General features: G+C 69.1%; 10 protein-coding genes. 1 reads left to right on the top strand and 9 read right to left on the bottom strand.

Going from position 1 to position 10,039, the window contains the following annotated elements; genetic code table 11:
* Window positions 1–57 precede the first annotated feature (57 nt).
* Genes ACEU5R_RS09380 through ACEU5R_RS09370 form a run of 3 tightly spaced genes read right to left on the bottom strand, consistent with a single transcriptional unit; the run spans window position 58 to window position 2,986 of the window.
* Entirely contained in the window at window positions 58–1,098 is a 1,041-nt protein-coding gene (locus ACEU5R_RS09380) for a TRAP transporter substrate-binding protein (RefSeq protein WP_392409944.1), read from the bottom strand.
* Window positions 1,099–1,132: 34 nt separating this feature from the next.
* The gene (locus ACEU5R_RS09375) at window positions 1,133–2,413 is read right to left on the bottom strand and encodes a TRAP transporter large permease (protein ID WP_392409943.1); all 1,281 of its coding nucleotides are present in this window, start codon (window positions 2,411–2,413) and stop codon (window positions 1,133–1,135) included.
* A gap of 30 nt (window positions 2,414–2,443) precedes the next feature.
* Window positions 2,444–2,986, bottom strand: coding sequence for a TRAP transporter small permease (locus tag ACEU5R_RS09370; protein ID WP_392409942.1), 543 nt, complete (start codon window positions 2,984–2,986; stop codon window positions 2,444–2,446).
* A 156-nt stretch (window positions 2,987–3,142) separates the two neighbouring features.
* Here ACEU5R_RS09370 and ACEU5R_RS09365 point away from each other — a divergent pair, with 156 nt between their 5' ends.
* On the top strand, window positions 3,143–4,168 hold the full coding sequence (locus ACEU5R_RS09365) for a LacI family DNA-binding transcriptional regulator (protein WP_392409941.1): 1,026 nt from the start codon (window positions 3,143–3,145) through the stop codon (window positions 4,166–4,168).
* 36 nt (window positions 4,169–4,204) lie between these two features.
* On the opposite strand, the gene ACEU5R_RS09360 is transcribed toward ACEU5R_RS09365, so the two are convergent.
* The 6 genes from ACEU5R_RS09360 to ACEU5R_RS09335 are packed head-to-tail and all read right to left on the bottom strand — an operon-like array spanning window position 4,205 to window position 10,034.
* Entirely contained in the window at window positions 4,205–5,104 is a 900-nt protein-coding gene (locus tag ACEU5R_RS09360; protein ID WP_103275248.1) for a DMT family transporter, read from the bottom strand.
* A gap of 8 nt (window positions 5,105–5,112) precedes the next feature.
* Window positions 5,113–6,171, bottom strand: coding sequence for a histone deacetylase family protein (locus tag ACEU5R_RS09355; RefSeq protein ID WP_392409940.1), 1,059 nt, complete (start codon window positions 6,169–6,171; stop codon window positions 5,113–5,115).
* Window positions 6,172–6,181: 10 nt separating this feature from the next.
* Complete coding sequence (locus ACEU5R_RS09350; RefSeq protein WP_392409939.1) at window positions 6,182–6,478, bottom strand: cupin domain-containing protein; 297 nt, start codon at window positions 6,476–6,478, stop codon at window positions 6,182–6,184.
* A 31-nt stretch (window positions 6,479–6,509) separates the two neighbouring features.
* Complete coding sequence (locus ACEU5R_RS09345; RefSeq protein WP_233772490.1) at window positions 6,510–8,180, bottom strand: ABC transporter ATP-binding protein; 1,671 nt, start codon at window positions 8,178–8,180, stop codon at window positions 6,510–6,512.
* A gap of 10 nt (window positions 8,181–8,190) precedes the next feature.
* Complete coding sequence (locus ACEU5R_RS09340) at window positions 8,191–9,030, bottom strand: ABC transporter permease (RefSeq protein ID WP_103275244.1); 840 nt, start codon at window positions 9,028–9,030, stop codon at window positions 8,191–8,193.
* Window positions 9,027–10,034, bottom strand: a complete 1,008-nt coding sequence (locus tag ACEU5R_RS09335) for an ABC transporter permease (RefSeq protein ID WP_392409938.1) — start codon at window positions 10,032–10,034, stop codon at window positions 9,027–9,029. The genes ACEU5R_RS09340 and ACEU5R_RS09335 overlap by 4 nt, the downstream gene beginning before the upstream one ends.
* Window positions 10,035–10,039: the final 5 nt, after the last annotated feature.

Genomic DNA, 10,039 nt, shown 5'->3' with positions numbered 1-10,039 from the left:
CCGCGCCCCCCCCCCCCCCCCCCCCCCCCCCCCCCCCCCCCCCCCCCCCCCCAGGACTCAGTTGCGGGCCTTCTGTATTTCCTCGTTCAATTGCTTGATCAGTTCGGGGCCGAGTTCCTGCGTGTACTTGTCGACGACCGGCTGCACCTTCTGGCGCATGCGCGCCACTTCATCGGCCGACACGGTGTTGATCTTCATGCCGTGCTGCTCCAGCGTGCCCATGGCCTTGAGCGAGTCGGCGCGGCTGTCCTGGCGCTCGAAGTCGCGCGACGACGCGGCGGCCTGGCGGATCAGCTGCTGCTCGTCGGCCGACAGCTTGTCCCACCATTTCTTCGAGGCCAGCACCACCCAGGGCGTGTAGACGTGGCGCGTGATGGTCAGGTAGGGCTGCACTTCATAGAACTTGCTGCTCTGGATCGTGGTGATGGGGTTTTCCTGGCCGTCCACCGTGCGCGTTTCCAACGCCGTGAACAGTTCGGAGAAGGGCATGGGCACGGCGTTGGCGCCCAGCGTATTGAACACGCCCAGCGCGATCTGGTTCTGCATGACGCGCAGCTTGATGCCTTGCAGGTCCTCGGCGCGGGCGATGGGGCGCTTGGAGTTGGTCATGTTGCGAAAGCCGTTCTCCCAATAGACCAGGCCCACCAGCCCCTTGGCCTCCAGCTTCTTGAGCAGGTCCTGGCCCAGCGGGCCGTCCAGCACCGCGTCGGCTTCCTTCTCGCTGTTGAACAGGAACGGCAGGTCGAACACGCCGAATTCCTTGACCATGCCGGCCAGCGGCGCGGTCGAGCCCACCATCATTTCCTGGGCGCCGCCGGCCAGCGCGCCCTGCATCTGTTCGTCCGAGCCCAGGTTGGCCGAGCCGAAGGTCTTCATCTTCAGCTTGCCGCCGCTGATCTTCTCCAGTTCCTGCGCCAGGTGGCGCGCGGCGCGGCCCTGCACGCTTTCCTCGTTCAGGCCGTAGCCGAAGCGGATCAGGCGCGGCTTGACGTCGGCCGCCGAGGCGGCGCCGGCCACGGCGCAGGACAGGACGGCGGCCAGGACCAGGATGCGGGTCTTGAGCGGGGTCTTGATCGGGGTATGGAACAGCTTGAACATGTCTTTCCTCCTTGGCTTTTCTCTTATGGGCGCCTTAGTGCATCCAGCGCGCGGGGACGGTGATCAGTTCGGGGAAGATCACCAGCAGGACCAGCAGCAGCGTGTAGGCGACCACGTAGCGCCACACGCCCCTGCAGATGGTTTCCATGTTGATGCGGGCCACGCCGCAGACCACGTTCAGCACGGTGCCCACCGGCGGCGTGAGCAGGCCGACGCAGCCCACCATGACGAACATCACGCCGAAATAGACCGGGTCGATGCCGGCCTTGGTGATGACCGGCATCAGCACCGGGGCCAGGATCAGGATGGTGGGCGTCAGGTCCATCACCGTGCCGACCAGCGTCAGCAGCACCAGCAGCGCGAACATCAGCAGCCTGGGCTGGTCCAGCACCGGATCGAGCAGCGCGATCAGGTCCTGCGGCATGTCGGCCAGCGTGATCATGTAGGACGACACCATGGCCGCCGCCACCAGGAACATCACCACCGCGGTGGTGCGCGCGGCGTTGACGAACAGCGGCATCAGGTCGCGCGCCTTGATCTCGCGGTAGACGAACAGGCTGACCAGTAGCGCGTACACCGCCGCCACCACGGCCGCCTCGGTCGGCGTGAAGATGCCGCCGCGCAGTCCGCCGATGATGATGACGGGCAGCATCAGCGCCCAGCCCGCCTCGCGCAGCGCCCGCAGCCTCGCGCCCCAGGGCTGGCGCGGCGAGGGCTTGATGGCGCCATGCTTGCGCGCCACCCAGGTCCACACCGCCACCAGCGTCAGGCCCATCATCAGGCCCGGCGCGATGCCGGCGAAAAAGAGCTTGGTGATCGACACATTGGTGGCGACGCCGAAGATGATGAAGGAGATCGACGGCGGAATGATGGGCGCGATGATGCCGCCGGCGGCGATCAGGCCGGAGGCCTGGCCGGCGTCGTAGCCTTTTTCGCGCAGCATGGGGATCAGCAGCGAGCCGAGCGCGGCGGCGTCGGCCACCGCCGAGCCGGACAGCGCCGCCAGCAGCACGCTGGCGAAGATGGCCACATAGCCCAGGCCACCCTGGATGTGGCCGACGAACATGCTGGCCAGGTTGACGATGCGGCGCGAGATGCCGCCGGCATTCATCAGCTCGCCGGCCAGCATGAACAGCGGCACGGCCATCAGCGTGAAGCTGTTGGCGCCGGACAGCATGTTCTGCGACAGGATCTGGGTATCGAAGAAATCCAGCTGGAACATCATGGCGATCGCGCTGAGCAGCAGCGCGAAGGCGATGGGCATGCCCAGGGCGATCAGCCCCAGCAGCACGATCAGGAAGACGGTCAGGATCATCTTTCGGGTCCGGGCGGTGTGGGGAGGGGATCAGTCCAGCGGATTCTCGGCGCTGGATTCGGCCGGCAGGGGGCCGCCCGCCAGGACGCGGACCAGGTCCACCAGCGTCAGCAGGCCCATGGCCGCCGCCGCATACAGCGCCGCGGCGTTGAACACCGCCAGCGGCAGGCCGGTGACCGGCAGGCGCGTGTCCAGGCCGATCAGGGTCTGGGTCCAGCTGCCCTCGGCCATCAGCCACAGCACCCACAGCGTCAGCAGCTGGCACAGCACGTGCGTGACGCGCCGCGCGGCCGGGCCGAAACGCTCGACCAGCATGGTCACGCCGATGTGCTGGTGTTCGCGCAGCGCCAGCACCGAGCCCAGGAAGATCATCCAGACGAAGGCCAGCCGCGACAGTTCGTCGGACACGTTGATGCCGGAGTTGAACAGGTAGCGCAGCGCGACGTTGCCGAACAGCAGCACGACCATGACCGCCAGGCAGGCGACCATGAGCAGTGTTTGCAGACGGGCACAGCAGTCGGCGGCGCGGGCCAGCGCCGACGCGCCGGGCCGCCCGGGCGGGGAAGCTCGCATGGGGGGTGTCTCCTCGTTTTTTCCGTCCGGCATCGGGTTCCGGCGGGTATTTGTGTTTCGGATGTTAGCGCTAACATTTTCCGTTTGGCAAGCCCCGCGCTTTCGTTCAGACTACGCGCTTCCCTCCGCCTTCCCGGTATGTCCTGGCCCAGGCCCATGTCGATCCGCAAACCTCGAAGCACCCGCGCCGGCCGCGTCACCATGCAGGAAGTGGCGCGGCGCGCGGGCGTGAGCGCCATCACCGTGTCGCGCGCGCTGCGCACGCCGGACAAGGTGGCCGAGCCCGTGCGCCTGCGCATTGCGCAGGTCTGCCAGGAGCTGGGCTATGTGCCCAACCACGCGGCCAGCGCGCTGGCCTCGGCCCGCTCGCAGACGGTGGTGGTGCTGATCCCGTCGCTGAGCAATGTGGTGTTCGTGGACATCCTCAGCGGCATCAAGGAGGCGCTGGACGCCCAGGGCTATCTCATGCTGATCGGCGTCACCGGCTATTCGCCCGAGGCCGAGGAAAACCTGCTGCGCACCTATCTGCGGCACGCGCCCGACGGCCTGATCCTGACCGGCATCGACCACACGCCCGGCGTCTGGGACCTGTTGCGCGCCCGGCAGATTCCCACCGTCCACACCATCGAGACGCTGGACGACGGCGCGGACATGAGCGTGGGCTTTTCGCAATTCGAATCCGGCTACGCGGCCGGGCGGCATCTGCTGGATTGTGGCTACCGGCGCATCGCCATCGTGGGCGCGCAGCTCGATCCGCGCTCGCTGCGCCGCTGCGAGGGTTGCCGCCAGTCGCTGCGCGACGCCGGCGCCTACGATCCGGCGCTGGAGATCATGACGCCGGAGAAATCCTCGATCGGCCTGGGGGCGGCGCTGATGGACCGGGTGCACCGCGAGCATCCGGATTGCGACGCCGTGTTCTTCGTCAACGACGACCTGGCCCAGGGCGCGGTGTTCCAGTGCGCGCGTTTGGGGCTGGCCGTGCCGGGCCGGATCGGGCTGGTGGGTTTTCACGATCTGGCCGGTTCGGCCTGGACCACGCCGCCGTTGTCCACCATCGCCACGCCGCGCTACGAGATCGGGCTGGCCGCCGCCGGCCTGCTGATGCGCCACCTGGCCGGCGAGGCCATCGAGCGGCGTCACGTGGACCTGGGGTTCGAGCTGGTGCGCCGGCAGACGACCTGAACCGCCGGCGGCCAGGCGCTGAATGGCGCGTCGCCGTCAGCGCCGCAGCGCCAGGAACATGCCCGCCGCCATGATCAGCAGCATGCCGGCCATGGCCAGGCTGTCGGGCGGGCGTTGCAGCCAGAAGGTGCTGAAGATCACCGCCAGCAGCAGCTGGAAGTAGTTCAGCGGCGCTAGCGTGGCCGCCGGCACGCGCTGGAAGGCGGAGATCAGCAGGATCTGCGCCAGCCCGCTGCACAGGCCCAGGCCCACGATCAGCGCCAGGTCCGGCGCCGCCGGCCAGGGATCGGGCAGGAAGAACGGCGCGGGCAGCGCGGTCGCGATCAGGCAGATGAGGGCGGTGTAGGCATACTGCACCGGCCCCGGCACCGGGCCGGCGAGCTTGCGCGTCAGCACCTGGAACACCGCGTAGCTCACCGCCGACACCGCCATCAGCAGCGTGCCCAGCCAGGGCAGGTCGGCGCCGGGCCGCACGATCAGCAGCATGCCGGCGAAGCCGACGGCGACGGCGGCCCATTGCGCCGCGCGCACCCGCTCGCCCAGCAGCCAGGGCGACAGCGCCACCATGATCAGCGGCGACGTGAAATAGATGGCGGTGGCTTCGGACAGCGGCATCCAGATCAGCGCCGTCATGAAGCAGGTGCCGACGGTGGCCAGCATCAGGCCGCGCAGCACCAGCAGCCCCTTGTGTGGCGCGTCGCGCAGGCGCGGCCGTCCCGCGCGCCACAGCAGGAACAGCGCCAGTGTCGCCACGGCGACGTAGCGCACCACGTTCAGGAAGGGCGCAGGATAGTGTTCCAGCAGCCGCTTGGCGCCGGCGTCGAAGGTGGCGAAGGCGACCAGCGCGGCGAAGAACAGCAGCACGCCTGCGCGCCGCGAGGCGGCCGCGCCGGCGGCCGGCGAGGACAGGGCCTCGGAGCGGGCGGGAGGAGGCATCGCGGCGTTCAGCTCCGGCCCAGGCCTTGCAGGAAGGCGTCCAGCGCCGGCCCGATGGCCTCGACCATGTAGCCGCCTTCCTGCACCACCACGGTGGGCAGTCCCAGGGCGCCGATGCGCGCGCCGATGTCGCGGTACGCATCGATGTCCAGGCGCAGCACGCTGATGGGATCGTCCTTGTAGGTGTCGAAGCCCAGCGCCAGCACCAGTGCCTGGGGCGCGTGGCCGGCCAGCGCCGTCAGCGCCGTGTCCAGCGCGCGCAGGAAGGGATCGTTGCCGGATCCGTGCGGCAGCGGCAGGTTCAGGTTGAATCCTTCGCCTTCGCCATGGCCGCGTTCATGGGCATAGCCGCTGTAGAACGGGTAGTAGCCGGCCGGGTCGGCGTGCAGCGACACCGTCATGACGTCGGCGCGGCGGTAGAAGATCTGCTGCGTGCCGTCGCCATGGTGCGCGTCCACGTCCAGCACCGCCACGCGGGCATGCGTGCGCCGCAGCCGGGCTGCGGCGGCCGCGCTGCTGTTCAGGTAGCAGAAGCCGCCGGCGCGGTCGCGGTGGGCGTGATGGCCGGACGGGCGGCACAGCGCATAGGCCGCGCCGCCGTGCGCCGCGACGTGGTCGGCCGCCGCGACCGCGCTGTGCGTGGAGCGCAGCGCCGAGCGCCAGGTGTGCGGGCCGATGGGGCAGGACAGGTCGCTCAGGTAATAGCCGGTCTGGGCGACGATGGACGGCGAGGGGCAGGGCGGCCGGCCGTCCGCCTCGACGCGGCCGTTCAGGTAGGGCGACAGGTTGGGCAGCACTTCCGGGCCGGGATCCGCGCCGGGCCCCTTCAAGGCCTGCCAGCGGGCGTAGGCGTGTTCCAGATAGTCCAGATAATCGGCGCTGTGCACCGCCAGCAAGGGTTCACGGCCGAAATCGGGCGGCGCCTGCACCGCGATGCCTCGGGCCGCCAGCGCGGCCTGCAGGCTGCCGGCGCGCGATGGCAGATCGGTGGGCGCGCTGATGCGGCCCAGCCGCATGAACTGGCGCGGCTCGTGCAGCAGTTGTTCGTCGGAGAAAAAGGCTTGCATGGGGTTCCCGTCAGTGCGATGCCTGTTTGATCTCGACCTCGACGAAGATGAACTCGGCTTCGCCCGGGTTGATCACATTGTGTTCCACGCCAATCGAGCGATAGTACGACACGCCGGCGGTCAGCTGGCTGGTGACCGGGCCGTCGGGCGTTTCCAGCAGCAGCGGTCCGGTGGTCTGCGGCACCACCACGTAATTCATGCCGTGGCGGTGCCAGCCGGTCTCGCCGCCCGGCGGGAAGCGCCATTCGGTGACGGTGACGAATTCGTTGTCGATCTGCACGGTGGGAACGGCCTGGGGGCGTTGCATGGATGCGTCTCCTGTGTGGTGTGGGGGGGCGTCATGCCGCCTGGGCGCGGGCCTGGGTCGGATCCCAGTGCTGGCCGGGCACGGCGGCGATCAATTGCTTCGTATAGGCGTGCTGCGGGCGGTCGAAGATCTGCGATGGCGTGCCGTGTTCCACGACCTTGCCGCGATGCATGACCAGCACGGCGTCGCAGATCTGGGCGGCCACGCGCAGGTCGTGGGTGATGAAGACCAGGGCGATGCGCAGGCGCTGCTGCAGCTCGCGCAGCAGCTCCAGCACCTGGGCCTGCACCGATACGTCCAGCGCTGATACCGACTCGTCGGCCACCAGCACCTTGGGCTCCAGCGCCAGCGCGCGCGCGATGCCCACGCGCTGGCGCTGGCCGCCGGAGAACTGATTGGGGTAGCGGTCGAAGGCGGATGGCTCCAGCCCCACCAGCGCCAGCAGTTCGCGCGCCCGCGCCTCGGCCGCCGCCTGCGGCACGCCGTTGGCGCGCGGGCCATCGCTGATGATGCGGCCCACGGTGTGGCGCGGATTGAGCGAGGCGAAGGGATCCTGGAAGATCATCTGGATGTCCTTGCGCATCGGGCGGAAGCGCGATTCGGGCATGGCGGCGATGTCCTGGCCGTTGAACAGCAGCTGGCCGCCATTGATGCCGACGAGCTTCAGCAGGCATTTGCCGATGGTGGACTTGCCCGAGCCGGACTCGCCCACGATGCCCAGCGTCTCGCCGCGCCGCACGCTGAAGCTGACGCCGTCCACCGCGTGCACCTCGCGCCGGCCGCCGAGCCAGCCATGGCCGATCACATAGGTCTTGCGCAGGTCGCGCACGTCCAGCACCGGCGGCTCGCCGCCGCCGGCCGCGCGTTCCTCGCCGCGCCGATGCGGCACGGCGGCGATCAGGCGCTGGGTGTAGGGATGGCGCGGACGATTCAGCACCTCGTCCGCCGGCCCCTGTTCGACCAGCACGCCTTTTTCCATCACGGCGACGCGGTGCGCGATCTCGGCCACCACGCCGAAATCGTGGGTGACGAACATCACGCCCATGCCTTTTTCCTTCTGGATGCGGGCAATCAGCGCCAGGATCTGCGCCTGCGTGGTCACGTCCAGCGCGGTGGTGGGCTCGTCGGCGATCAGCAGCGCCGGTTCCAGCGCCAGCGCCATGGCGATCATCACGCGCTGGCGCTGGCCGCCGGACAGGCGGAACGGATAGGCGTGGTACAGCGTGGCCGGATCGGGCAGGCCGACGAAGGCCAGCAGCTCCAGCGCGCGCGCCAGCCGCGCGGGGCCGGGATAGGCGTCGTGCACGCGCATGACTTCGCTGATCTGCTCGCCCACCGTCATCAGCGGGTTCAGCGCCGACAGCGGCTCCTGGAAGATCATCGCCATGTCCTTGCCGCGCATGGCCTGCAGGCTGGCCTCGTCCTGGCGCAGCAGGTCCGCGCCTCGGAACAGGATGCTGCCCTGCTGCGGCGTCAGGTAGTCGGGCAACAGGCCCATGATGGCGTTGGCGCTCATGGATTTGCCGGAGCCGGATTCGCCGACGATGCACAGGATCTCGCCGGCGCGGATGTCGTAGGACACGTCGCGCACCGCATAGGCGCGGTCGCCGCCGGCGGGCAGGGCGATGCTGAGGTTGCGGATGGACAGCAGCGGGGCGTCGCCCGTGGCCGGCGCGGCGGCCGGCATGCCTTGGGGTTTCATGGCTGGGCTCCTATTCGCCGCGCTTGCGCAGCTGCGGGTTGAGGGCATCGTTCAGGCCTTCGCCGATCAGGTTGATGGCCAGCACGGTCAGAAGGATGGCCACGCCCGGCCACACGCTCATCCACCAGGCTTCGCGGATCATGGTGCGGGCCGCGCCGATCATGAAGCCCCAGCTCATCTCGTTGCGGTCGCCCAGCCCCAGGAAGGACAGCGAGGACTCCGTGAGAATGGCGGTTGCCACCATGAACGAGGCCGACACGATGATGGGCGACATGGCGTTGGGCAGGATCTGGGTGCCGACGATGCGGGCCGGCGCCTGGCCGATCACGATGGCCGCCTGCACGAACTCGCGCTGCTTGAGCGTCATGAACTCCGAGCGCACCAGCCGCGCGGCCGGCGGCCACGACACCAGCGCGATGGCGCCCATGATGGAATACACCGAGGGCCCGATGATGGCCACCAGCACCACCGCCATCGCCAGCTGCGGGATGGTCTGGAAGAACTCGGTGAAGCGCATCAGCGCGTCGTCGATGCGGCCGCCACAGTAGCCGGCGATGGCGCCGACCACGATGCCGAAGCCCAGCGCCACGGCGGTGGACAGCAGCCCCACCAACAGCGACACGCGCGCGCCCCAGACCAGGCCGGCGGTGATGTCGCGCCCCAGCATGTCGGTGCCGAAGGGATAGTCGGCGTTGGTGAAGGGCGGGATCAGCGGATCGGCCACCATCATCCACGGCGATTCTTCATACAGCAGCGGCGCGGCCAGGGCCACGGCCACCACCAGCAGCACGATGACCAGGCCGGCCACCGCGCCATGATTGCGCATATAGCGGCGCGCGAAGGATTTCATGCGGCGGCTCCCTGTTGCGCTCCCGCGCCGATGCGCGGATCGATGAGCCGGTACAGCACGTCGGTGAGCAGGTTGAAGACCACCACCATGATGGAAGTGACCAGGAAAATGCCCAGCAGCAGCTGATAGTCGCGCTGCAACAGGGCGTCGAACATCAGCCGGCCGATGCCGGGCCAGGCGAACACGGTCTCGGTCAGCACCGCGCCGCCGGCCATCTGGCCCAGCTGGATGCCCGCGAAGGTGATGACCGGCAGCAGCGCGTTGCGCAGCACGTGGGCGCGGATCACGCGCCCCGGGCCGACGCCCTTGGCGCGCGCGGTCTTGACGAAGTCCATGCCGATCACCTCCAGCATCGAGGCGCGCGTCAGGCGCACGTACACGGCCATGAAGAAGCAGCCCAGCGTCACGGTGGGCAGCACCAGGTGCTGCGCGATGTCGCCGGCGCGCGCCCAGCCCGTCAGGCCCGCGCCCACGGTTTCCATGCCGAAGGCCGGCAGCCAGCCCAGCACCACCGAGAACAGCAGGATGCCCATCAGCGACAGCCAGAACAGCGGCGTGGCGTACAGCAGCAGCGCGCCCGTCATGACGCTGCTGTCGATCCAGCGTCGCTTGTTGCGGTAGCGCGCCTTGGCGGCGACCACGCCCAGCAGCACGCCCAGCACGATCGAGAACACGAAGGCGCAGGACATCAGCAGGAAGGTGGCGGGCAGCCGCTCGACGATCAGGTCCAGCACCGGCACGTGGTTGCGGTAGGAAAAGCCCAGGTCCAGCTGCGCCACGCCCTTCAGGTAGAGCATCAGCTGCGTCAGCAGCGGCTGGTCCAGGCCAAAGGCCGCGCGCAGCTGCTCGACGTAGGCGGCGTCGCCCGCTCCGGCCTGGCCGGCCAGCACCGCGGCCGGATCGCCGGGCGCGAGCCGGATCAGGAAGAAATTGATGATGACCACGCCTAGCACGACCACCAGGGCCTTGCCGATGCGCGAGACGAGGAAAGACAGGAATTTCATGCTCG

The organism is Achromobacter sp. 413638, from assembly GCF_043119405.1.
Taxonomy (GTDB): domain Bacteria; phylum Pseudomonadota; class Gammaproteobacteria; order Burkholderiales; family Burkholderiaceae_B; genus Achromobacter.
Note: the sequence above shows the minus strand (reverse complement) of the source record. Positions and strands in the feature narration are given on the sequence as shown.

Excerpts from the sequence above, each read along its gene's own strand:
- ACEU5R_RS09360 (WP_103275248.1), bottom strand. The coding sequence starts at position 5,104 with ATGCCTCCTCCCGCCCGCTCCGAGGCCCTGTCCTCGCCGGCCGCCGGC.
- ACEU5R_RS09380 (WP_392409944.1), bottom strand. The coding sequence starts at position 1,098 with ATGTTCAAGCTGTTCCATACCCCGATCAAGACCCCGCTCAAGACCCGC.
- ACEU5R_RS09340 (WP_103275244.1), bottom strand. The coding sequence starts at position 9,030 with ATGAAATCCTTCGCGCGCCGCTATATGCGCAATCATGGCGCGGTGGCC.
- ACEU5R_RS09335 (WP_392409938.1), bottom strand. The coding sequence starts at position 10,034 with ATGAAATTCCTGTCTTTCCTCGTCTCGCGCATCGGCAAGGCCCTGGTG.
- ACEU5R_RS09365 (WP_392409941.1), top strand. The coding sequence starts at position 3,143 with ATGTCGATCCGCAAACCTCGAAGCACCCGCGCCGGCCGCGTCACCATG.
- ACEU5R_RS09345 (WP_233772490.1), bottom strand. The coding sequence starts at position 8,180 with ATGAAACCCCAAGGCATGCCGGCCGCCGCGCCGGCCACGGGCGACGCC.
- ACEU5R_RS09350 (WP_392409939.1), bottom strand. The coding sequence starts at position 6,478 with ATGCAACGCCCCCAGGCCGTTCCCACCGTGCAGATCGACAACGAATTC.
- ACEU5R_RS09375 (WP_392409943.1), bottom strand. The coding sequence starts at position 2,413 with ATGATCCTGACCGTCTTCCTGATCGTGCTGCTGGGGCTGATCGCCCTG.
- ACEU5R_RS09355 (WP_392409940.1), bottom strand. The coding sequence starts at position 6,171 with ATGCAAGCCTTTTTCTCCGACGAACAACTGCTGCACGAGCCGCGCCAG.
- ACEU5R_RS09370 (WP_392409942.1), bottom strand. The coding sequence starts at position 2,986 with ATGCGAGCTTCCCCGCCCGGGCGGCCCGGCGCGTCGGCGCTGGCCCGC.